The sequence below is a fragment of the Silvanigrella aquatica genome, assembly GCF_001907975.1.
In the GTDB taxonomy this organism is placed as follows: Bacteria; Bdellovibrionota_B; Oligoflexia; order Silvanigrellales; family Silvanigrellaceae; genus Silvanigrella; species Silvanigrella aquatica.
Genome location: NZ_CP017834.1, coordinates 2,598,477 through 2,621,199 on the forward strand (window position 1 = coordinate 2,598,477; position 22,723 = coordinate 2,621,199).

Below are 22,723 nucleotides of genomic sequence, written 5' to 3' on the forward strand. Positions count from 1 at the left end.
AATGTCTCTTCGTATTCAAAAAAATATTTTTATAATTATCATTTTTATTTTTATAGGATTGATCACGATTTCTTCGACACATCAGCTTTCTGTTTCCTTAATAGGTAGCTTCGTTTCCTTATTTCTTGCTTTATTTATTTACACTACAATTAAATTAAATATTACAAAAATAACTTTTCTTTCATATCATTTCATTTCAATCTGTCTTTTGTTTATTTTTCAAACTCCTGAAATCGCAGTCATTGCTTTTTTAAGTTTTCTGCTCAGGGAAACCATTTTGTTGACAAAAGAGCAAGCAGAAAAGGGCTCTCGCAAAAGTTTATTATGGGATCTTGGCGCGATAAAGCCAAAAAGACAAATTTCTTCAGCATACAATCAGTCACTGCCTTTTATTATAGCTTCATTTGTCTGCTCCTTGCTCAATAATTTCTTTTCAATCCCAACAATTGCTCTTGCTTACTTTCCTATTTTCCTATTTTCTATAGGTTTTGGAAGCCTTATTGTCGAAGAGCTTTCATTTGTTGCAACAGAGTAGGAGTAATACTATGAGTAATATAAATTTTTCTTTTGACTGGAAAAAAATACAAGAAACGATTTCTGATGCAACAAAAATAGGTTCGCGAGAAATTAAAAGGGGAGTCGACGAAGCCAAAAAGCAAATTGGAAAAATGCAACTCCTACAAAAAAGAAAAGAACTCTTTGCAGAATTAGGTCGTAATTTATATGATGCTTATCAGGACGGATTACCAGAAGAAATAGAAAAATTTTTAAAAGAGACCGAATTGCAAGAAATAATTCAAGACATTGAAAATACCGATAAAGAACTCATAAAATTAAGAGGGGTTGATCATAGCTAAAAATGAAAAAACATAGAGGAAAAATATTTTTTTTATGTTTCTTTTTAATTGCCTTATTTTTGTTTTTATTTTTAAACATTGTTATAGGCCCTTTAATATTAGCTTTTATTGCTTCTTACTTATTAAATCCCGTATTTGAGTTCTTAGAAAAAAAAGGCATTCAACGTTCTTTGATTGCCTTAGCAACACTATTTTTAATGGCTATTATTTCATTTATTTCAATTTGGATATTATTTCCAATTTTATTTGAACAATTCCAAGGTTTATCAAAACTTCTTCCAGAGTTTAAAATTTATTTAGAAGAAAATTTATTTCCTAAAATTCAAGATTTTATAGCGGAATTTACAGGTCAAAACACTTATACTGTTATCCATCTTTATGACATTCTTCCTATTAATTTAGAAAAATTCAGCGATGCCATTTTATCAAAACTGAGCGCAAGCACACATTTTATAGCATCAATTTTAATAATGATTCTATTTACTCCATTTTTCTCCTATTTTTTAATGAGAGATTTTAATAAAGTTCATAATAAAATATTTGATTTAGTTCCTCAAGATATCAAGCCTATTTTTACTGAATTTGTTGACGAAGTAAATAAAAAACTTCGTGCTGTTTTAAGAGGACAATCTCTTGTCATACTTACATTATGTTTTTTATATCCTACTGCATTATTAATTGCGGGATTACCCACAGCTATTGCCGTCGGCGTATTAACGGGACTAGCACGCTTTGTACCCTATATGGACATACTTGTGGGGAGTTTTTTATGCTTTTTTGTTTTAGTTTCAAACTCAGCAAGCGGACATCTAATTTTGTCTGTATCCCTAGCTTTTTTAGCAGTTCAATGTTTAGATGGATTATTCATCACTCCAAGAATCATGGGAAGGTTCTCAGGTATACATCCGTCTTTGGTTATACTTTCTGTACTTTGCTTTGGCGACTGGTTTGGTTTTTTTGGAGTATTATTAGCAATACCCATAGCAGCAGTTGGAAAAGTATCATTTAATATGCTTATTAAATCATACAAGGAGTCAACTTTTTATAAAAATGACAACACTGGATAATACGAAATACGTTTCATCCGTATCAACTGAAGAAATAAATTGGAACACACATTTTGTTTCCCATTCTAAAAAACATTGGGAAGCTATGCTACGATTTTGCTACAGCTTATGCAATGATAAAGTTCAAGCTGAAGATATTCACCAAACTTCACTTTTAAAATCATTGAAGTCATTTAAAAAATTTGTATTAAATTACAATGGACAAATTGTCTGCAACGAGGACATTGATGCCCTTTTTCTAGGCACAGAAATTCAATATCATTTCAAAAATTGGCTCTATAAAATTGTTAAAAACACATATATTGATGATCGTGAAATTCAAAAAAAATGGAAAATGGACTACACTGAAGATGCTTTTGAACTAATTGCCACAGATTCTTCCCAAAATAGAGAATCAAATTCCATTCAAAATACATTCGATCTTAAAAAAGAAGAAAAGGAATTTTATAAATTTGCCCTTGATGACAATTGGAAAAACCGCTTTAACCTTTTAAATGATCGACAAAGAAGTATTGTTTTTCTTGCCGCGGAAGATTACTCATACAAAGATATTTCTGCTATTTTAGGGATTCCCATGGGTACTGTCATGAGTACCCTATCCCGTACTCTCCAAAAACTGAAGGCACACTCTCCAGATTTGGAATAAAAAAACATATTAAATAGTATATAAATAAAGAGAATGTGATCTAATGCATTGAGGTATTTTTAAAAATGTCACCAACTCATCAAAATAATGAGAATTCTAAGGATTATTGGAAAGAACAAGTAAAAACCCACTTCAATCAAATGAATCTAACTGCAGATAAAGAACGAAACCTTGAGCAAATGCTTTTAAGCACATTATATCACAATGAAAACAAATATATAAAAAATATCAAACAAAATTTTCTACAAAAATCAAAAGGGCTGTATATTAAAAATCAGAAGACTCTTTACACCCATGTTTGTACTGCCGCATTAACAGTCGTCACAACTCTTGTTTGTATTAATTTACTGGAATCAAATAACCACGATTTTATAGCTGAAATGGTGTCTTCAATGCAAAATACAGCAGCTATGCCGCCTGATTTTGATCTTGTAGGTGACGCCAACGCTCTCACCGAACTCTCAACAGAATCTCTCCCAAATCAATCTTTTGCACCTGCTATACCAAAACAAGTAGCGCAAAATTACGATGCCTATGAAGGACGTTTTTTTCTTTTTAAAGGTCAGCAAGGCGTTAGTATCAGCATGGAGCCAAACCCCACCTCTGTTGTAAAGTCACAAAGTACAGCACAGCAACAATCACGTCGTTCCGTTCTTTACATTGTGAAGCTCTCTCAAAAAAATGAAAATTCTTTTCCTAAGCAAAAAGTTCTCAAACGTATTTTATCTTCTTCTAGTAAGGTTAAACGTATCTATGCTTGGCGTGAAGGTGCCTATGGTTATGCTATGGTTCCTCAGCAAGGAATGACTGAAAATACAGTATCCACTTCCTTTGTAGATAATGTGTTTTCAAATGAGGAGCAATTGACCCCCGTTTCCAGAAATTAAAATCAATCTAAGTAAACAAAAAATACTTTTCTATCACATTTTTTTAACAAGCAATTTATTCTTCCACAAAATCCACGAGTTTTTATTCATTCAATCTTTTTATACTTTGTCTAAAAAAACTCTTTTTCGAAGATCAAAAAGCAAGATTTTGAACCCAAATAAAACAAGAAAATAATAAAATAAAAATAAAAATATTACAAAATATATCTAATATTTAATCTTAAATTAACGCTAATGTAATGAGAAATATTGTATAATAAATTATTATAATATTAATTATTCATATAAAGGCAAACAAATTTTGAAAAATAAAAGAATTAAAAAATATGATGATACTCTCTGTATTTTACTTGTTGAGCCATCACAGGAATTAAGAACTTATTTTTCAAATGCAATAAAATCTATAAATGAATACACTATTATCGTTGCAACAAGTGCTGAAGATGCATATGAAGTCCTTTCTAAAGTTCATAAAACAATTCATTTTATATTATTTAATTGGACTTTACCCATAATTCCAGGATATATTTTTTCTCAACAAATTAAAAATCAGTCAGAATATGATCATATTGAACTCGTAGCTTATTCTAGAGAATTTACAAATGAGGATCTTTTTTTAATCTCCGAAATAGAAATTAATTATACAATAAGTGAAATTATAACTGGAAAAATAACAAAAAAGATGGAAGAAATTCGAAATGACTATAATATAACATCCCCTATCTTAAGGAAAATACAGCGATTAAAGCATTGCATACTTGAAGAAAATCTTAAAATGTGTGAAGAAATTTTACATGATGAAAAAATAAAACAAAAAATAGCAAATAATCATAAATTCTTTTATTTAAAAGGAGAGGTTATGATTTTGCAAAAAAGGTATAACGAGGCCATAGATTTTTTTCAAAGAAGACTAAGAAAAAACTCAAAGGAAAAAGAAATAGAAGTTCTCAGAAACATGAGTACCATGGGAAAAGCCTATTGTCTTGCTGGAAGATTTAAAGAATCACTTTTAATATTTAAAAAATTAGAGCAAAAAAGTCCTAGAAATTTAAAACATAAAGTAAATACTGGTGAAGCATTACTCGGACTAGACAAAATAAATGCTGCTGAAAAAAAATTTAATTCGGTACTTGAAAAAAATGATACAAATCAAAATGCCATACACGGCATGGTAAAAGCAAAGTCAATTTTAGGTCATGAAAATGAAGCTATGGATTATTATAAGAAATTAGATGGTTCATTTGAATCAAGATCAATCATAAGTTATTATAATAACAAAGGCGTTTCTTTAGTTAGAAATGGAAAACTAGATGAAGCGATTAAATTTTATAAAATTGCTTTAAATTTTTTCGAAGCCTTTAAAGGAGAAATTTATTTCAATCTTGGTATGGCTTACTTTAGAGGAAAAGACATTGAAAATGCCGCAGATTGTTTTAAACACGCCTTAGCTTCTGAAAATTTTGATGCACTTACCCAAAAAACGCTCATAAAAGCATTTGAAGCAGAAGGGATAGAAAATTTTATAAAGAAATTTAGAGATGCTTCTTGAATCCTAATTTAAGCTTGTTATTTGAGCACACCAACTCAGCTACCTAAACTGAGTCAAACTCCCTAGAATGGGAATAAAACGACATATTAAAAAGTATATAATAATGAGAGCAGAATCTAATACATTGAGGTATTTTTAAAATGTCCCCAACTCATCAAAATAATGAAGATTCTAAGCATTGTTGGAAAGCACAGGTAAAAACTCACTTCAATAAGATATCATTAGATGCAGATAAAAAACGAAGCCTTGAGCAAATGCTTTTAAATGCATCATATCATAAAGAAAACGAATACATAAAAAATATAAAACAAAATTTTTTGAAAAAATTAAAAGAGCTGTTTCTTAAGCATCAAAAGGCTCTTTATACCCATGTTTGTACTGCCGCATTAGCCGCTGTCACTACTCTTGTTTGTATTAACTTACTAGAATCAAATAACCACGATTTTATTGCTGAAATGGTATCCTCAATGCAAAATACTGCTGCTATGCCACCAGATTTTGACCTCGTAGGAGATTCCAATGCTCTCACTCAACTTTCTATGGACTCTCTGCCCAATCAATATTTTGAACCTGTAATTCCAAAACAGGTCGCGCAAAATTACAATGCCTATGAAGGACGCTTCTTTATTTTTAAAGGACAGCAAGGTGTCAGTATTAGCATGGAGCCCAATACATCTATGATAAAGTCACAAAATAAAGCGCAACAATCGCGTCCCGCCGTGCTTTACATTGTCAAGCTCTCGCAAAAAAACGAAAATTCTTTTCCTAAGCAAAAAGTTCTTAAACGCATTTTATCCTCTTCTAGTAAAGTAAAACGCGTCTATGCATGGCGTGATGGCGCATATGGATATGCTATGGTGCCTCAGCAAGGAATGTCTGAAAATACGGGTTCTAGTTCTTTTGTCGAAAGTGTTTTAACAAATGAAGAGCAATTAAATATAAATTCTAATTAACAAGTAGATCATACAAAGGTTTAAAAAGTTGAACCAAAAAGATGTTAAAGAAAATATATTAAATATTTTACTTGTAGAACCCTCCATTCAATTAAGAACTTATTTTTCAGAAACATTAAAATCCACTAAAGAATATGTTTTGACAAATACCTCTTCCGTTAATGAAGCCTATGAAATTATTTCCAAAGATTATGAAAAAATCAATTTAATATTATTTAATTGGATTTTACCAAACATACCTGGATATATTTTTTCTCAACAAATTAAAAATGAGCCTAAATATGATCATATAAAAATCATTCCTTATTCTCAAAACTTTACAGAAGACGATCTTTTTTTAATATCAGAAATAGAAATTGACTATATTATAAAAGAAACAATAAGTGATAAAATAATTGAAAAAATGAATGAAATTCAAAAAGACTATCTTTTAACAAATCCGACAGAAAGAAAAATAAAAGAATTAAAACATTTTATTCACGAAGAAAATCTTGAAAAATGTGAAGAAATATTAAAAGATGAAAAAATAAAGCATAAGATAACAAGTGTTCATAAATACCTATATTTAAAAGGAGAAGTTCTCATATTAAAGAAAAAATATAATGAAACAATTGATTTTTTTCAAAAAAAATTAAAAAAGGATTCAAAAGAAAAAGAAATAGAAATTTTACGAAACATGAGTACCATGGGCAAAGCCTATTGCCATGCAGGTAGATTTGAAGAATCACTCTTAATTTTTAAAAGACTAGAAGAAAAAAGTCCAAGAAATTTAAGGCATAAAGTGAATTCCGGAGATGCATTACTTGGCCTAGATAAAATACATGCGGCAGAAAAAAAATTCACTTCTGTTCTTAAAGACAATGAAAATGATAAAGATTCTATTATTGGCATGGTAAAAGCAAATTCTATTTTAGGAAATCTTAAAGAAGCAACAGCATATTATAACAAGTTAAATGGAAAATTTGAAACCAAAGCAATTATTAGTTATTATAATAATAAAGGTGTTTCTTTAGTTAGACATGGAAAAGTAAAAGAGGCCATTGAGTTTTATAAAATTGCGCTCCATTTTTTTGATAACTTTAAAGGACAAATTTATTTTAATCTTGGCATGGCTTACTTTAGAGTAAACGACATTGAAAATGCCGCCGATAGTTTTCATCATGCTCTCGCATCTAAAAACTTTGATTCCCTCACTGAAAAAACACTCATTAAAGAATTTCAAGAAAATGGAGTTGATAATTTCGTAAAAAAATTTAAGAAAAGTCATAAAAAATAATCATAAATAAATTAGTTTATTTAACTTTCAGGAATGCTTGCCAAATAGTTTTGCGCAGTCATTTGACCAGTACCAAAGTCAACAAAGACAATATTTCTGCCATTTTCTTTTGCATGGTATAAACATTCATCGGCTCTTTTCACAGCGCCTTCTTTACTATCTTCTAATGTTCTAATGAGAGTAACGCCCACACTTGTTGTCACAGGAATTCTTGTTCCGTTAAAAACATATTCATTGGTTTGAATGGCTTGTCTAAATTTTTCTGCCGCAATAGCAGCGCCTTTTTCCGTAGTTTCGAAAATTAAAACCAATAATTCTTCTCCTCCATAACGACCTAAAACATCGGAGCGGCGGCTTTGTGTTTTTAAAATCCGTGCTGTTTCTGCTAAAACAAAATCTCCTGCTTGGTGCCCATAAGTGTCATTTACGGTTTTAAATTTATCCAAATCAAACATAATTACTGCTAATTTAGGTAGCGTGTTGTTAGTTTTGCAACGTTCAAATTCTTTATCAATTTGTTCTTCAAAGTAACGCCGGGTATAAAGTCCTGTTAAAGGATCGGTGATCGATTGAATAGATTTGTCTTTATATTTCGATTGCAAATTCGTTTCAGCAGTAACATCGCGCATGAGAAGACACGCTCCGAGCATTTTTCCATCCTGCTCGCAATAAGGATAACTACTTATAATCAGTGTGAGCTCTTTATTTTTTGTCACATTAACCGCAGGAACTTCATCAATTCTTGTGGGCACCGAAGATTCTAAAATTTGATCAAATGCACTTTTTTCACTACCTGGTACCTTAGTCGTCAACATTTCTTTTAAAAAATTGATACGGCGCACATCTATGGATCTAAGTTCTATAATTTGACAAAACGCCGAATTGAATTTTAAGACTTTTTGTTCAACATTTATCAATACAAAGGCATCAAGAAACACCCGAGTAAAATCCCTGTGGGCTTCAAACTTTTCTATCAATCTTGAGTCGAGCACATCTTGATTTTCCAAACTCACACCTCAGCGCAATAAAAATACAAAATATTCGTCTTCAAGCTCTTCTGTCTGCATACCACAATCATCCAATTCGCATTTAGGAGCGGGAGGAATGGTTTTTGGAGACAAACTCGCGGTTTCAAACAACTTTTTTTCTTCTTTATTACAGGTTTCACAGACATAATTGACATAAAAACTGGCCACAGTGGCTTTTCCTAAAAAACTAGGAATCATATTGATTTGCATTATAATATCTGTTGTACACTCTGTAAAAAATATTTTTCTGCCCTCTTCTAAAGAGCGCAAAAAGCTCACCCAAGCACGTACACCTAGAGAATTAATACTTTTTACTTGAGCAAAGTTAAATGTTAGTTTCTTACTCTCTTTCAATTCAGAATAAAGATTTTTAAAAGAGAGTTCTGAGTCTTCATTTATAACCCCTACAAGGCTCACGATTTTTCCATCATCTTGCGCTGCGATGGAGTATTCCACAGTTCATCCTCCGTTAAAAATCTGCGTATAAGTTCTCGTTTGATTTTAGCAAGATTTTAATCCGATAAGATTTTTAAGAGAGATTCTTGACATTGTGGGCAACGATTACTAATGAGATACAGTGATGTATGACTCTGGTTCTTTTTAAGTAGAATCTACATCTTTTTTCTTTGCTCTTGTGGCGGAACTGGTAGACGCGCGCGACTCAAAATCGCGTTTCCATCGGAAGTGGGAGTTCGATTCTCCCCGGGAGCACCATTCTTTGTATCTTTTAAATACCCAACAAAATCAGTGTCTTACAAAAAAATAGCTCGTATTTTGACACCTATCTTTTATCTTACGTTTTTTGCAATCTAAATCCACAATCACAGCGCAAGTTGTTTAAAAATTCTTGTCAAACGGAAAAAAATGAGGCATGGTTGCAATTTCTATGGATGATCTTCGATTTGATATCATCCAACTTTATTTTAATCAATACTATCAAGAGGTTAAAAATGACTTCACCTACGGATAAGACCAATCGCTGCCGCGATGCAAAAAAAGTGAAAATGGGTAAAAAGGCTAAAAACAAGCTTCGTAAGACAGGAACAACGCCAAAATTGTTCGCTCTTAACAAGCCAACTCCAAATGAGCTTAAAAATTAATTTTTTAATTAAATTTTGCTATTACAGAGAAGAAAATCAATACCCAAACGTGCGAACGATTTCCTATTTTGCACGCTTAAGTTGAGAATTTTCTTCTCTTTTTTTATTTTTTCTAGAAGACATGGTAAATTCTTGATGTTATTCAAAAGAGCACTATTCTTCGATAATTTCAACTTTTTTAAAGGAGATTTCACACAATATGCGTCCAATGGGAAACCAACAAACTCGTAACCCCGCACAAGATGGTCCAAGAATTAATGATCGCATCAAAGCAACTGAGGTTCGTCTCATATCAGACACGGGCGAACAAGTAGGAGTATTACCCATCCGTGAAGCTCTCATGAGAGCGGAAGAATTAGGGCTCGACTTAGTTGAAGTTTCACCTGACGCTAAACCGCCTGTGTGTCGTCTTATCGATTACGGTAAGTTTAAATACCAACAAAGCAAAAAAGCTCAAGAAGCTAAGAAAAAACAAGTTGTTATTGAAGTAAAAGAAATCAATCTGACCCCAAATACAGATAAACATGACATTGAAACTAAACAAAATCATATTAAAAGATGGATTGCCGAAAAAGCACGGGTAAGAGTGGGAGTCAAATTCCGCGGCCGTGAAATGTCGCATATTGACTTAGGCTACAAAGCTCTTCAAGAACTCATGACAGGCCTTGAAGAAATTGTGGTGCAAGAATCAACGCCACGTATGGAAGGACGTCGTCTTGTGGTGACCTTACTGCCTAAAAGCGAAAAGGTATGAAACCCAGATCCCCAACTTATCAGTTGGCTATTTTGGAAACATCTGACTTGCACTGTAATATCGTTCCTTACGACTATTACAATGACAAAAAGTCAGATCACTCCGGTCTTGCCAAAACAGCCTCTCTTATAAAAAAATTTCAAAAAATTTATAAAAATAGCATTTTGGTTGATAATGGGGATCTTATTCAAGGCAATGCTCTGGCTGACTATGTCAGCAGATATCAACCCCTCCCTGCAGATCAAATCCATCCCATATTTAAAGTTATGAATTATTTAAAGTACGACATAGCGACTTTAGGCAATCATGATTTTAATTATGGCATCGATTTTTTAAAGCAAATTGTAAAACATGCTGAATTTCCGTATATTTGCTCCAATATTTTTTTATATGAAGCCAAGGCACCGCATCATAAGGGGAAGTCGCTTTATCCAGAAACCTATATTCTTGAAAAAATACTCGATCAAAACGAGATGATTAAAATCGGATTTATTGGAGTTGCCCCACCCCAAATTCTTGTTTGGGATAAACACATATTAGAAAACAAAGTCATCGCATTAGATATTGTTGAAACAACTAAAAAACTAGCAGCACAACTCAAAAAAGAGGGCGCTGATCTTGTCATCGTTTTAGCTCACAGTGGCATATTGCCTCTAAAATATGTCCCAGAGACTGAAAATGCGGTATTTGAATTAACTAAAATTAAACATGTTGATGCTGTATTTTCTGGACATCAACACAGCGTTTTTCCAGGTGGCAAAGTATTTAACAATTTAAAAAAATATCATGTCGATAACGAAATTGGAAAAATAAATAATAAACCCGTCGTCATGCCCGGAGCTTTGGGCAGTCATCTTGGGCTGATTCGCTTTATATTAGAAAAAAAGAATAAAAACTGGAAAATTCTTCAGTCATTTTCTGAAGTCCATAGCGTAAAAGATTTTGAGGCTGATTCTAAAGTTTTATCATTAGTAGACGAGGAAAATAAAAAAGTACTCACTCACATTCGATCCTACGTGGGCCAAAGTAATGTTCATTTCCATTCTTGGTTTTCAACTATTATGACAACATTGTCATCTCAATTTATTCAAAAAATTGGAATTGAATATGGTCAAAAAAATTTAAAGGGAACTCAATGGGAAAAAACTCCGCTTTTATGCGCATTTGCTCCCTTAAATACAGGTAGTCACGGAAGTCCTTATATTAATATTGCTAAAGGTTCTTTAGCAATTAAGGATATATCAAATTTATATCCCTATGATAATGAGTTTAAAATTATACTTGCCAATGGAAATCAATTAAAAGAATGGCTTGAATTTTCAGCAAAAGCATTCAATCAAATAGATATAAATGCCACAGATGAAATTAATATTTTAAATCCATTATTCCCATCATTTAATTTTGACTGTATTTTTGGTGTGACTTATGAAATAGACATAACACAACCTCCAGGAAATCGTATTTATAATTTATGCTATGACAACATCCCAATAAATCCGCGAAAAAAGTTTGCTATCGTAACAAATAATTATAGAGCTTCTGGTGGAGGAAACTTTCCAAACGTAAATAAATTTAAATCCATTTTAAATTCTACAGAGCTGTATAGAGATATCGTTGTTGCAAAAGTCAATAGCTGCAATGAAATCAACGTAAATTTAGACAGAAATTGGAAAATTCGCCCCATAAAGAATTCATTAAAACAAAAAATAATTTTTGAAAGCGCCCTGGATTCCATCCCTTATCACCCCCCTTTTTTAAATCTTCTCTCAAAGGATGGCCTTTTAAAAAGAGCAAAATATCTTGTTGACATGACAAAATTTTGATTCCAACATACCTTAAATATTAATATATCCTTTAATTAAGAAGAACTTTAATGAATCTCTAACGCTTGAGATGATTCGTATGCTTAAAAAGTTAAGTATCAAACAAAAAATGATCTATTGGAATGCCCTTGTTGTCATTGTTTTCGCTGTGACATTAGTTTACTTAGGTGCTGATTCTCTTGATGAAATGTTGCACGAAAAGAAAATTCAAATAAAAAATCTAACAGAGTCCGTTGCCGGAATTATAAATAGTTATATTAAACTTGAAAAAGAAGGCAAACTCACTCACGAAGAAGCTTATAATAGCATTAAAACTGCGATTTATGCCGCACGATACGATGGAGATAACTATTTTTTTGTCGGTGATTTAGAAATGCACCAGGTGATTAACCCTAAAAGACCTAAAGATGATGGAGTGGTTCAAACTTTACCTCAATATAAGCAGTTTGTAGAAATTGCCTCAAGAAATAAAGGCGGCGATTATTTATCTTATAAAACGACACGGGCTGGCTCAAAGGAAGAATTCCCAAAACTAACTTATCTCATTCCCATTCCAGAATGGAAATGGTATGTGGGAACAGGAATATATATAGACGACATTGAAAAACAAAGAAATAAAATAATTGTTATTGATAGTCTAATCACTATTTTTATTTGTATTTTTTTAATGGGTGGCGGTATTTTTCTTGCTAATTTTATCTCAAAACCCTTAGCATTCCTTGTCAAGGAATTAAAAACATCCTCACATACCATGGAAGATAAATCGAATAATTTAACAACATTAAGTAAAAATGTGGGTAGTTCTTCAAAAGAGCAAGCCTCTTCCATTCAAGAAACCGCTGCCGCAATAGCAGAAGTCACAAGTATGATTGCAAGAACCTCCGCTCTCACACAAAATTCAGAAAACTTATCAAGCATCATAAATAAACAAATAGATATGGGAAATCATACTGTTCAAAAAATGGTAACAGCTATGGCTTCTATTCAAGAAGCAAGTCAAAAGCTTTCTGAAATTGAACATATTATTATCAAAATAGAAGAAAAAGCTAAAGTAATAAATGATATTGTAAACAAAACAGAACTTTTATCTTTAAATGCCTCTATTGAATCAGCACGAGCGGGGGAATATGGAAAAGGATTTGCCGTTGTTGCGGAAGAAGTCGGGAATTTAGCAAAGAGCAGTGGAAAATCTTCAGATGAAATTAGAGACTTACTAGAACAAAGTCGTTCCAATGTCAAAAGCATTCTTGAATTAACCGTAGCAAGAGTTGCCGAAGGTCAAAATACCACCGAAGAGGTTTCAAAAATATTTACTGAAATTGTTCATGATATCAATGAAATTCATATACAACTCACACAAGTTACTGAAGCAACAAAAGAACAAGAGATAGGAGTTAAGCAAATATCTCAAGCAATGAATAAAATTGATCAATCTGCAATAAATAACTTAAAAAGCGCGGAAGAATCTATCATTTCCTCGCATCAAATATTAGATATCAGTATTGATCTTAAAAAAATTGCAACAGCTACAGAAAGCATTGTTTTTGGAGAAAAAATTGCATAATAAAAAAATATTTATTAAATCCTTATTCTCTATTTTATTATTAATGAATTTTAATTCTATTTATGCAGAAGATGATGAGGTAGGCAAAATTGAAAATATCATTGGAGAAGGTGAAATCTTTAATGGTAAAGAAACACTTCCATTAAAAAAAGAAATGCTTGTTCACCCTTCAGATACAATCACAACAAAAGAAAAAGCATTGGTAAAAATATTATTTTTTGATGGTGCAGATATTATTTTATATGAAAAATCAAAAATAAAAATAAAAGAATATAAAGTTAATTTAGATACCGAAAAAAAAAGCCTAAAAAGTGTGTTTGACGATATTAAAGGGAAAATTAGATTTTTTGTGAAGCCTGATAAAACAGTAAACAATGATGTCAAATATAAAACATCCAATGCGGTCATGGGAGTCCGTGGAACCGGTGGATTTATTGTTGCCCCCCTTGATCAAGCAACCACTCAATTGGTTGTGACTACAGGCTCCGTCCAATTGAGTAACCCAGCGGCTCCCAATATTGTTCAAGAAGTGAAGGAAAACCAATGGGGAAAAATTGAAGCAGATAAGCCACCGCCTCCACCAGAACCCGTGACGCCAAAATTAATTGAAGAATTACATGTGGAACTTCCTGAAAATTTTGATACTCCCCCGCCGCCTCCAGAGGAAGTGGTTCCTGATAAGCCTGAAGTCACGCCACAAGAAACACAACCCATTGTACCACCCCTAATTGAAGGAAAATCAGACTCAAATATAAAAGAAGATTCTGATGAAGATGAAAAAGATCAAAACCTCAATTCAAAACAGCCTGAAGAAGTAAAATCTGATTTAAAAGAAAATAAAAATAATTCTTTTAGATTTGGACCAACAGTAAGTTTCGGAGTTTTTAATTTCTTTTCGATTGGAATTGAAACCCAATTTTTTGAATTTTTGGAACTGAGCGCTAATTATGGTGGTATTTCAAAATTTAATTTAAATAATTATCCTAGCATCTCAGATAAGATAAATAATAATAGAGATAATACTCCAATTCAAAGCACCAGTGCGAGTTTACAACATTTTGAAGTCCGAGCTGTTATTTACCCATTTCGAACATCTTTTTTTATAGGTGCGGCATTGGGCAATAGACACTTAGATGCCACAATAAATGCCTGTGAATTTACCGCAGGATTTGGACAATTTAACTCGTGTGTTCCCTTACGAGCTCATTTAAAAATTGATACACAATACTTCGCACCTCAAATTGGCTGGCAAAAAATTTGGGAAAGTGGGTTTACTTTGGGAACCGAATTAGGAGTTCAAATTCCTATAAATTCGGGTAATGAAAATTATTGGACTGAAATATTAACGAATGATTCTACTCAATATAACTACATTATAAATTCATATGCATATCAAAGTTTTCAAAATAATATTAGAGATAATGTAGCGAGTTATTTTAGATACAAAACTCTACCATTTTGGAATATCATAAAAATAGGATGGTTATTTTAATGAATTTCTTTCCGCTAAAAGACACTCTCTTTTGCCAGAAAAACCCTTTTTTTTATGAATAAAAAAATGATTTTCTTTTAATAATTTCTTTAAATTTGTTCTTGATGCATAAGTTGCAAAAACGGCCTGCCTTGCACAATTTTTATTATGAAAGATATGATTTAAAACATCACTCTGCCAAAGATCAGGACTACTTTTAGCACTAAAAGCATCAAAATAAATACCATGAACAGGCATTTCATTAAATGATTTTATAGAAAAATTATTATAAAATTTTATTTTATTTTCTATTATTAAATTTCTCATTGTCTTTTTTAATAGTTCTTTATCGATAGAAAAAAACTTAGCATTTAAATTAATAATACTATCGTAGCACATTTTAAATGAATCTGGAATTTCATTATTTAAAAAATAATTTTTAAATAATTGAATTAATTTTTTTTCTTTTTCATATGAAAATATAAAAAACAACTCATCATTTAAACAGAAGGTCTTTTTTTCTAAATAATAGGCAACAGTCATAATTTCAATATATCCAAGACCAAGACCAATTGATAAAAAGAGAGGATTTAATTGATTTTCAAAAACAAATTTTACTACAGGTAAATAAACATAAATCGTTTCAGAAAAAGCCCCTTGATCACTATGCATAAATTCAGATTCACAATGTTCACTTTGTAATTTTAAACTATACGAACCATCCGCGGTAAGCTGAAAATAAGAATTAAGTTGCTGTTCTTCTGATTTTTCTAATTGATAACTATTTTTCATACATTTTTAAATTTAATCTCTCTTAAAATTAGGATATTTTAGGATCAAAAGCATGCCGTAACGCTTGACCAATTAAACTAATAGAAATTAATAATAGCAGAATAGTCACAACGGGTGAAATTAAAACCCAGGGTGCATTTTGAATATTATCCCGTCCTTGTGCCATAAGTTCACCAATACTCGGCGTAGGAGGCGGCAAACCAAAACCTAAATAATCTAAAGCAGCAAGTAAAGAGATTCCCCCTTCAATTGCAAAAGGGCTTAAAGTAATTAAAGGTGTGAGAGAATTCGGCAAAATATGTTTCATAAGCACGCGAAAATGATTTCCGCCTAAAGCAAGAGAGGCTTCACAAAACTCTCTTTTACGCAACGATAACACACTAGCGCGCATTTGACTTGCCATGCCCATCCAGCCAAATAGGAGAACCAGCATTAATATCATCCAAAATGATTGGCTTTTTGTTATTGCAGTAATTAAAATAACCATAGTTAACATAGGGATAATAGCTGCTAACTCTTTTAAGCGTTCTAAAATAAAATCGAATGCACCTAAATAATATCCCTGCATAATTCCCAATAGTGTTCCAATAAAATAGGAAGTTATCCACAATATAATTGAAAATCCAAGTGATATTCTTGTGCCATAGATAAGCCGTGCAAAAATATCTCTCCCTAAATTATCGGTTCCAAGCCAATGTGATTGAGAAGGAGATGCAAAAATAGCATCGGATTGTTCCTCTGCATCCCAAGGATTTACAGGATAAATAGCATAAACTTTTAAACCTTTATTCAAATCATCTGCAATAAGTTTTTTATAATCAACAATAAAGGAATCCGTAATGTTAAAATGTTCCGGTGTATAATTAAAAATTACAGGAAAATATAATTTTGTTACTTTTTTTTGAGAATTATTCTCTTCAATCTGTCTGCTTAAAAAAATCGGTTTGCTATTTGAAACGAAATTGGCACCCATAGAAATAAAAACTAAGAATAAAAAAATAAAGCTTCCCACATATGTCTTTTTTTGATTGAGAAAAGATTTCCACTTTCTTTGAGCTGCCGTTGCCATAACTTTTAAAATCCTTATTTATATTCAATTCTGGGATCAACTAAAACATAAGTAATATCACTTAAAATTTGCCCTAATAAAATGACTAAAGACTGCAAAACAACGATTGCCATGACAACATTAAAATCACGTGAAGCAAGTGATTGTAAACTTAAAATTCCAATTCCTGGTAAACCAAAAATGGGTTCAATAATAATAGAGCCTCCTAAGAATGCTCCTAAAACAGAGCCAAAACCAACCATGAGAGGAAGAAGTGCGTTTCTTAAAGCATGCTTAAATATAACAATAGTCTCACTTAATCCTTTTGCCCTGGCTGTTCGAATATAGTCAGAACGGATCACCTCAAGCATGCTATTTTTCTGAAGCAAAGCAAATACTGTAAAGTTTCCAATAACCGACGCAAGAACAGGAAGAAACATGTGCTTAAATAAATCATATATTTTTCCGACCAAAGTAAGATCTTCATAATTATCAGCGCGCCAACCTCCCAAAGGAAAAAGAGCGCCAAAAGGAAGAAATCTATCTGTGCAAAATATAAGTAAAAATATAACAGCAAAAACTAGAGCAGGAATGCTATAAGTCACAAATAAAATAAAAGAAGAAAAAGTATCAAATTTTGAACCATCTTTTAATGCCATCATAACCCCAAGAGGTATGGAGATCAGATAAGTCAAAAAGAATCCAGGAATTCCAAAAGAAAGTGAAATGGGAAGACGTTCGATAATTTGATCAATGGCGGGTGCCCGTGTGGTAATAGAATCACCGAAATTAAGTGTTAATATATTTTTTATCCAAATAAAGTAACGAGTCAATGCCGGTTTATCAAGTCCATATTGTACTTCTAATTCATGAGTTAATTTTTTAATATCTTCTGGTCCCAAGCCTATGCTTTTATTCGCTCCCCCTTCTCCTCCCATACCACGGATACGAGCAAGCGTTTCCTGAACAGGGCCACCTGGCAAATAATTTTGTATGCAAAAATAGGTTGCTGTCATTAAAAAAAACATAGGAATAATGGCAATAAATCTGCGAATAAAATATTTTCTCATACTATTCCAAACTTATTTTTCAAGATAAAACATATCACTTGCAGCACCAGACTCATATGGAGCTACCCATCTTGAAGAAGATATTTTGCTATTCAATCCTTCTAAAATATAATTAACTTCTGCTATAAAAGTATAAGGTTGCTCCGCATATATAATACGATTCATTTCTTGCATTAATTTATTACGTTTTACATTATCAAATTCCGTATTTGCTTTTTTAATAAGTTCATCTACCTTAGAATTTGAATAACCTATAAAATTAGAACCCTCATCTTTTTCAGAGTTTGAATCCCAAATTTGTTTTGCATTTGGAAATAAAGAACCTGTCCAAGCTAATATTAAAGCATCAAATTTTCTTTTGTTAATATTGTCTAGAAAAGAATTCCATTCTGTAGATCGAATATTTACTTTAATTCCTGCTGTTTTGAAGGATTCCTTAACGATCTGTGCAATCTTCATACGCGCTGTATTATTGGAGTTAGTATCTAGTGTAAATTCAAAGGGTGTTTTTTTTCCATTAATTATTTTAAATAAAACACCAGATCCGTCATTTTGCCATCCCGCTTCTTTTAATAATGCAAGAGCCTTACTGCGATCAAGGGTAATTATTTTATCTTTGTTTCTTAAATCAGGAGCTGAATTATTTGTAAATGATCCAAATGGAGATGTACTTTGCGTATACAAATTAAAGTAAACCAATTCAATTATCTTTTTATAATCCACCAAGTGAGACAGTGCAGTTCTTGTTTTAATATCATTAAAAAGTGGATTTTTTAGATTCCAAGCAATAAATGAATAAGGTTTGGGGGATTTATTTTGTAACTTGAGTGCCCATAAATTTCTTTGCGAAGGAGATTTTCCAAATTTTTCTTTATCAATTCCAATGACTTTATTATTCCACTGATCTGCATTAAAACTAACCTGATCAATATCACCTTTTAGAAATTTTTCATAAGCCAAGTTTGGATCGGGAATAATATCAAGAATAATTTCATCTGGATTATATCTACTTTTGTATTGAGATAAATTTGTAGCCCACCAGTTTTTATTTCTTTTAAATACAATTTTTTGACTTCTTAAATATTTATCCATAACATATGCTGAGTTTCCAACAGGATTCATAATTCCTTTATCATTATTAAAATCCTTCGAATTTTCAAATTGCTTTTTTTGAATAGGAGTAAATGATGCTAAAAAATTAAGCGTATCAAATTTTGGTTCTTGTACAATAAATGCAAAACTATATTTATCAATTATTTTTATTGAAATTCCTTCATAATAACTTCTTAAAGCTGCAGCATGAGTTTTAGGATTCATTAAAGTATCAAATGTAAATTTAATATCATCTGAAGTAACAGGAGTCTCATCTTGCCATTTCGCGAGTTCATTTAACTTAAAAGTATAATTTTTTTTATCTTTTGAAATGGTATAACTTGTTGCTAAACCGGGGAGGTAACTTAAATTTTCAGGATCCATACTAAATAAGGACATCCATAAATAACCTTCCACAGCATTAGATTCACTGTCATCACTTAAGAGAGGATTCATAACCTTAGGATCGTTACTTAATTGAAAATGTAAAACTCCTCCCTTTTTAGCATTTGGCATTTTATCATAGAAAGAAGAAAATCTTTCATACTTAATTTCTTCTTGCGCTAAGGAATAACTCGTGAAGCACAATGACAAATTAAATAAAGCAATAATATATTTTCTTTGCATAGACATAGGAGTTTCCTACCTTCTCAACAAAATAGATAATGGTTTGATTAATATCATCGATTATACCTTATTTTATTTAGTAAAAAAACTATTTTTAAAAATAGAAGAGGGGAGTAAATAAATACTCCCCTCTTTGTTAAATTAATAAAATTTTGAAGTTTTATTTGATTATAACGTCATTTTGATTTGAATTGAAAACGTATTTAGATAGGTTTTGATAATAAGCTATTTGCTGCGAAAGAGTAGGGGTAGCCACTCCTTTTACAATTTTATTTCCACTATTCGGTGGCAAATAAAAGACAGGATTAAAAGCAACTCCCGAAATTCTCGTTTCAAAATGCAAATTAGCACCTGTCACACGCCCTGTCTTCCCAACGTAACCAATAAGTTGATCGCGACGGACATATTGCCCATTATGAACAACAATTTTATTCATATGCGCGTATAATGTTTCATGCTCAGAATCGTGACCTACGATAACGGAAGAACCGTAACCCCGTTTGCTACCCGCAAATAAGACTTGACCATCGTAAGCAGCACGAATGGGCGTACCCACACGGGCGCTGATGTCGATACCCGAATGCATGCGTGTTTTCTTTCCTAAACGGCGCATACCAAAGAGGCTTGAAAGCTTGCCCTCTGTAGGCCAAATGATTTCCAAACCACCAAATTTTCCATTTTTTGAATCTAAAGAAACTTTACCCGTTTCATTATACTCTTCATCAATATCATCATAACTTACTACATCTTCAATTAATTGATTGTCATGGCCCGCAGAGAAACCAAAAAAACTCCGCTCAGCTTGCTTTTGGCGCGCTATAAAAGCAGGGTCTAGAATGACAGTTTCTTTCAATTCAGCAACGGAGCCTTTTAAAACTAAGTTTTGATTACCACCGTTATTTGTATTGAGACATCCCGTAAGGGCTATAGTAAGAGGAATGATGATGGAAAAGGATAATTTCTTTCTTAATTTTTCCATGCTCAGCATCCAATTCTCTCCTAGGTTTAAAAGAAGCGATTCTGACAGTATAATAATTGTATCTCAAAGACAAGCTCTTCATAATTTTGGGACTATTTCTAATCCTATCGTTAAATCAAAAAAAACTTTTAAAATCCCGTCATAATCATGACTCTTTGGACACTTTTTTGCATATCCTCCTTGGAAGGGATTTCTAGCCTCTGTAAGATCTCGCCCCGCCGTCCAAGAACCCACACACTTGGAATTTTAGGGTTTTTTAAGGCATCTAGGAAATTTCGCGAAGCAAATCCCGTTTCAAAGAGCGGTTTATTTTGTGTTCTCCAATCGCTAACAGAAGTAACAGTATCTGTAGAAAACAAACCAATTACACCAATTTTTCTTGATTCAAAAACTTTATAATTATGATTTAAAATAGACGTAATTTCTTTAGATTTAGGATTCCAGGAAGATATGACAACGACATACCAAAAATTTTTTGTCGCCAAATTCAATTCCATCTCCCCCTCAACAGATTGCTCTTTGCCGTAAGTGACAGTAGGAAATTCGACATGCCGAGGAAGAGGTGGAATATATACGGGCGGAGGAGGGGCTGAAACAGAATTGGCCGCATGAGGATCATCTTTTTTTTTCTCATCAGCCGCAAAAACGTTTCGTGAAAGCAAAAGGCATAGAATAGTCATGAAAATGAGAACTCTTGAAAGCAAAGCACTCTGCCTCAAAATATTTTTTTGGCTTATCATTTGCCTCTCCTTTTCTTTTTAATGAATTGCTGACAAATATAGAATAGCTATTCCAGACTCGCAGAGGAAAACGTCTGGATTTTGTCGGTTTTGGGGGTTTATACTTGAAAGAAATCCATAGGCAGACCATGAATAAGGATTATACAGAGCCTTATATGTCATCATTTCCATCGCACTGGAATATTCCATGGCAAGAATTTGAAGTTATTCTTGGAATCAAAAATTCTTTTTCACAAAGAAATTTGAATTTCCAAGCAGAATCACATGCTGAAACCTTTCTTAAAAACTGTGGATTTGATTTAACAAATCAAATGCATATTAAACAGTTTGAGCAATTTTATGGAGAGGCACTTTTTTTCATTCGACATGTCTTACTTGATAATGAAGAAAGAGAAAAATATATAGTCCCTTCGCATCTTCTTCAATTAAATAATCCCTGTGATTTACTTATATTTGCAAGTTCATATCATCCTAGAAAACGTTACCTTAGACTTTGGTGTTGTGCTATTTTAAAAGTCATGTACGCTATTTCAAATTTACAATTTAGTGGTAGACTACAAATTATTGATGACGCTAGAGAGCAAATTTTTAAAAGAATTCGAAATATTATCCATCAAAAAAGTGATTATCATTTGGAATTTAAATTTAAAAATCAAATTATTTCATTAAATAAAGTGGAATGGAAAGAAGCTAAAACAAGAACGAGTATTATTCTAAAGTTACTTCATAAACCCGATAGTATTGTTGATGAAGTTTTTGACTATCTCGGTGTCCGATTTGTTGTGCAAGGCTCAAATGAAATTCCATTGTTACTTAAACTTCTTATTGAAGCCGATATTATTATTCCTCATCAAGTGGTTTCTATTAGAACAAGAAATTCGCTTTTAAGCATTAAGCATCCTAAGAAAGTTTTCGACTTTTTAAAGGAATTAAATTCCTGTGGTACCTTATCTGATCAAGAATTTGAAGATATGTGTAAAAATATTGTATGGTCAGGTCATAATAGCGATGAACATGCCAAAAGATCAAATTCTTTTTCAAGTCAACATTACCGATCCCTTCAATTTACCGTAAGGCATCTTGTTAGAACACCAAATCCTGCATTTCTTGTTCTGGAATCAATGACAAACCAATTAAGAAGATACACTGGAGTTTTACGACAAGAGCCTTGGATGGAAAGTGTCATTCCTCAATATTTTGCTCATTATTTTCCAATAGAAATTCAAATGATGGATCAAGAAAGCTATGAAATGGCAAAATTTGGTCCCGCTTCTCATGAACAATATAAAGCAAATCAACTAAAATCTGTGAGAGAAAGAGTATTAGGAAATTTATTATCTTTTAATGAAGATAAATTAACAACTCAGGAAATTTAACTTTTAATATAAAAGGAATATAGA

General features: G+C 32.1%; 22 protein-coding genes and 1 tRNA gene. 15 read left to right on the forward strand and 8 right to left on the reverse strand.

The annotated features are described in order from the left end of the window. The first annotated feature begins 1 nt into the window (after position 1). From AXG55_RS11035 to AXG55_RS11070, 8 genes are all read left to right on the forward strand, one after another. Positions 2 to 535, forward strand: coding sequence for a hypothetical protein (locus AXG55_RS11035; RefSeq protein ID WP_148698178.1), 534 nt, complete (start codon positions 2 to 4; stop codon positions 533 to 535). 10 nt (positions 536 to 545) lie between these two features. Beyond that, a complete protein-coding gene (locus tag AXG55_RS11040; protein ID WP_148698179.1) occupies positions 546 to 857 on the forward strand; it encodes a hypothetical protein in 312 nt (103 codons plus the stop codon). 2 nt (positions 858 to 859) lie between these two features. Further along, a complete protein-coding gene (locus AXG55_RS11045) occupies positions 860 to 1,924 on the forward strand; it encodes an AI-2E family transporter (protein WP_148698180.1) in 1,065 nt (354 codons plus the stop codon). Beyond that, positions 1,908 to 2,570, forward strand: a complete 663-nt coding sequence (locus tag AXG55_RS11050; RefSeq protein ID WP_148698181.1) for an RNA polymerase sigma factor — start codon at positions 1,908 to 1,910, stop codon at positions 2,568 to 2,570. Before AXG55_RS11045 ends, AXG55_RS11050 begins: the two co-directional genes overlap by 17 nt. A gap of 65 nt (positions 2,571 to 2,635) precedes the next feature. After that, positions 2,636 to 3,457 carry a hypothetical protein gene (locus AXG55_RS11055; RefSeq protein WP_148698182.1) on the forward strand — a complete coding sequence of 274 codons (822 nt, stop codon included), beginning with the start codon at positions 2,636 to 2,638 and terminating at the stop codon, positions 3,455 to 3,457. Between the two features lie 301 nt (positions 3,458 to 3,758). Next, the gene (locus AXG55_RS11060) at positions 3,759 to 5,006 is read left to right on the forward strand and encodes a tetratricopeptide repeat protein (RefSeq protein ID WP_148698183.1); all 1,248 of its coding nucleotides are present in this window, start codon (positions 3,759 to 3,761) and stop codon (positions 5,004 to 5,006) included. A gap of 140 nt (positions 5,007 to 5,146) precedes the next feature. After that, positions 5,147 to 5,959 (forward strand): hypothetical protein, encoded by an 813-nt coding sequence (locus AXG55_RS11065; RefSeq protein WP_148698184.1) that lies wholly within the window; start codon positions 5,147 to 5,149, stop codon positions 5,957 to 5,959. A gap of 28 nt (positions 5,960 to 5,987) precedes the next feature. Further along, positions 5,988 to 7,235, forward strand: a complete 1,248-nt coding sequence (locus AXG55_RS11070; RefSeq protein WP_148698185.1) for a response regulator — start codon at positions 5,988 to 5,990, stop codon at positions 7,233 to 7,235. A 20-nt stretch (positions 7,236 to 7,255) separates the two neighbouring features. On the opposite strand, the gene AXG55_RS11075 is transcribed toward AXG55_RS11070, so the two are convergent. Both AXG55_RS11075 and AXG55_RS11080 read right to left on the reverse strand, forming a co-directional pair. Further along, positions 7,256 to 8,242: a sensor domain-containing diguanylate cyclase gene (locus AXG55_RS11075; protein WP_148698186.1), complete on the reverse strand. Its 987-nt coding sequence runs from the start codon at positions 8,240 to 8,242 to the stop codon at positions 7,256 to 7,258. A 9-nt stretch (positions 8,243 to 8,251) separates the two neighbouring features. Then, positions 8,252 to 8,719 carry a hypothetical protein gene (locus tag AXG55_RS11080; RefSeq protein WP_148698187.1) on the reverse strand — a complete coding sequence of 156 codons (468 nt, stop codon included), beginning with the start codon at positions 8,717 to 8,719 and terminating at the stop codon, positions 8,252 to 8,254. Between the two features lie 172 nt (positions 8,720 to 8,891). On the opposite strand from AXG55_RS11080, the gene AXG55_RS11085 reads away from it, so the two are divergent. The 6 genes from AXG55_RS11085 (at position 8,892) to AXG55_RS11105 (ending at position 14,996) form a co-directional block, all read left to right on the forward strand. Next, positions 8,892 to 8,977, forward strand: a tRNA-Leu gene (locus AXG55_RS11085). 236 nt (positions 8,978 to 9,213) lie between these two features. After that, a complete protein-coding gene (locus tag AXG55_RS14890) occupies positions 9,214 to 9,363 on the forward strand; it encodes a hypothetical protein (RefSeq protein ID WP_233231166.1) in 150 nt (49 codons plus the stop codon). Between the two features lie 199 nt (positions 9,364 to 9,562). Then, the gene (gene infC, locus AXG55_RS11090; RefSeq protein ID WP_233231167.1) at positions 9,563 to 10,117 is read left to right on the forward strand and encodes a translation initiation factor IF-3; all 555 of its coding nucleotides are present in this window, start codon (positions 9,563 to 9,565) and stop codon (positions 10,115 to 10,117) included. Beyond that, positions 10,114 to 11,940, forward strand: a complete 1,827-nt coding sequence (locus AXG55_RS11095) for a bifunctional 2',3'-cyclic-nucleotide 2'-phosphodiesterase/3'-nucleotidase (protein ID WP_148698188.1) — start codon at positions 10,114 to 10,116, stop codon at positions 11,938 to 11,940. The genes infC and AXG55_RS11095 overlap by 4 nt, the downstream gene beginning before the upstream one ends. Before the next feature lie 79 nt (positions 11,941 to 12,019). Continuing rightward, on the forward strand, positions 12,020 to 13,504 hold the full coding sequence (locus tag AXG55_RS11100; protein WP_233231168.1) for a methyl-accepting chemotaxis protein: 1,485 nt from the start codon (positions 12,020 to 12,022) through the stop codon (positions 13,502 to 13,504). Beyond that, the gene (locus tag AXG55_RS11105) at positions 13,497 to 14,996 is read left to right on the forward strand and encodes a FecR family protein (RefSeq protein WP_148698190.1); all 1,500 of its coding nucleotides are present in this window, start codon (positions 13,497 to 13,499) and stop codon (positions 14,994 to 14,996) included. Before AXG55_RS11100 ends, AXG55_RS11105 begins: the two co-directional genes overlap by 8 nt. Here the strand turns inward: AXG55_RS11105 and AXG55_RS11110 are convergent. The 6 genes from AXG55_RS11110 to AXG55_RS11135 form a co-directional block, all read right to left on the reverse strand. Next, entirely contained in the window at positions 14,988 to 15,767 is a 780-nt protein-coding gene (locus tag AXG55_RS11110) for an MnmC family methyltransferase (RefSeq protein ID WP_148698191.1), read from the reverse strand. The two genes, AXG55_RS11105 and AXG55_RS11110, sit on opposite strands and share 9 nt — an antisense overlap. 28 nt (positions 15,768 to 15,795) lie before the next feature. Next, a complete protein-coding gene (locus AXG55_RS11115; RefSeq protein ID WP_148698192.1) occupies positions 15,796 to 16,836 on the reverse strand; it encodes an ABC transporter permease subunit in 1,041 nt (346 codons plus the stop codon). 14 nt (positions 16,837 to 16,850) lie between these two features. Further along, positions 16,851 to 17,885 (reverse strand): ABC transporter permease subunit, encoded by a 1,035-nt coding sequence (locus tag AXG55_RS11120; RefSeq protein WP_148698193.1) that lies wholly within the window; start codon positions 17,883 to 17,885, stop codon positions 16,851 to 16,853. Between the two features lie 12 nt (positions 17,886 to 17,897). Continuing rightward, entirely contained in the window at positions 17,898 to 19,610 is a 1,713-nt protein-coding gene (locus AXG55_RS11125) for an ABC transporter substrate-binding protein (protein WP_148698194.1), read from the reverse strand. 154 nt (positions 19,611 to 19,764) lie between these two features. Beyond that, positions 19,765 to 20,583 carry a M23 family metallopeptidase gene (locus tag AXG55_RS11130; protein ID WP_233231169.1) on the reverse strand — a complete coding sequence of 273 codons (819 nt, stop codon included), beginning with the start codon at positions 20,581 to 20,583 and terminating at the stop codon, positions 19,765 to 19,767. 128 nt (positions 20,584 to 20,711) lie between these two features. Further along, complete coding sequence (locus tag AXG55_RS11135) at positions 20,712 to 21,323, reverse strand: hypothetical protein (RefSeq protein ID WP_148698196.1); 612 nt, start codon at positions 21,321 to 21,323, stop codon at positions 20,712 to 20,714. 128 nt (positions 21,324 to 21,451) lie between these two features. Between AXG55_RS11135 and AXG55_RS11140 the strand changes: the two genes are divergently transcribed. After that, the gene (locus tag AXG55_RS11140) at positions 21,452 to 22,699 is read left to right on the forward strand and encodes a TIGR04552 family protein (RefSeq protein WP_233231170.1); all 1,248 of its coding nucleotides are present in this window, start codon (positions 21,452 to 21,454) and stop codon (positions 22,697 to 22,699) included. The last annotated feature ends 24 nt before the right edge of the window (positions 22,700 to 22,723 follow it).

Coding starts and splice junctions, on each gene's coding strand:
- AXG55_RS11120 (WP_148698193.1), bottom strand. CDS start 17,885: ATGAGAAAATATTTTATTCGCAGATTTATTGCCATTATTCCTATGTTT.
- AXG55_RS11055 (WP_148698182.1), top strand. CDS start 2,636: ATGTCACCAACTCATCAAAATAATGAGAATTCTAAGGATTATTGGAAA.
- AXG55_RS11125 (WP_148698194.1), bottom strand. CDS start 19,610: ATGTCTATGCAAAGAAAATATATTATTGCTTTATTTAATTTGTCATTG.
- AXG55_RS11040 (WP_148698179.1), top strand. CDS start 546: ATGAGTAATATAAATTTTTCTTTTGACTGGAAAAAAATACAAGAAACG.
- AXG55_RS11140 (WP_233231170.1), top strand. CDS start 21,452: ATGAATAAGGATTATACAGAGCCTTATATGTCATCATTTCCATCGCAC.
- AXG55_RS11110 (WP_148698191.1), bottom strand. CDS start 15,767: ATGAAAAATAGTTATCAATTAGAAAAATCAGAAGAACAGCAACTTAAT.
- AXG55_RS11135 (WP_148698196.1), bottom strand. CDS start 21,323: ATGATAAGCCAAAAAAATATTTTGAGGCAGAGTGCTTTGCTTTCAAGA.
- AXG55_RS11095 (WP_148698188.1), top strand. CDS start 10,114: ATGAAACCCAGATCCCCAACTTATCAGTTGGCTATTTTGGAAACATCT.
- AXG55_RS11035 (WP_148698178.1), top strand. CDS start 2: ATGTCTCTTCGTATTCAAAAAAATATTTTTATAATTATCATTTTTATT.
- AXG55_RS11050 (WP_148698181.1), top strand. CDS start 1,908: ATGACAACACTGGATAATACGAAATACGTTTCATCCGTATCAACTGAA.
- AXG55_RS11045 (WP_148698180.1), top strand. CDS start 860: ATGAAAAAACATAGAGGAAAAATATTTTTTTTATGTTTCTTTTTAATT.
- infC (WP_233231167.1), top strand. CDS start 9,563: ATGCGTCCAATGGGAAACCAACAAACTCGTAACCCCGCACAAGATGGT.
- AXG55_RS11065 (WP_148698184.1), top strand. CDS start 5,147: ATGTCCCCAACTCATCAAAATAATGAAGATTCTAAGCATTGTTGGAAA.
- AXG55_RS14890 (WP_233231166.1), top strand. CDS start 9,214: ATGACTTCACCTACGGATAAGACCAATCGCTGCCGCGATGCAAAAAAA.
- AXG55_RS11100 (WP_233231168.1), top strand. CDS start 12,020: ATGCTTAAAAAGTTAAGTATCAAACAAAAAATGATCTATTGGAATGCC.
- AXG55_RS11115 (WP_148698192.1), bottom strand. CDS start 16,836: ATGGCAACGGCAGCTCAAAGAAAGTGGAAATCTTTTCTCAATCAAAAA.
- AXG55_RS11130 (WP_233231169.1), bottom strand. CDS start 20,583: ATGGAAAAATTAAGAAAGAAATTATCCTTTTCCATCATCATTCCTCTT.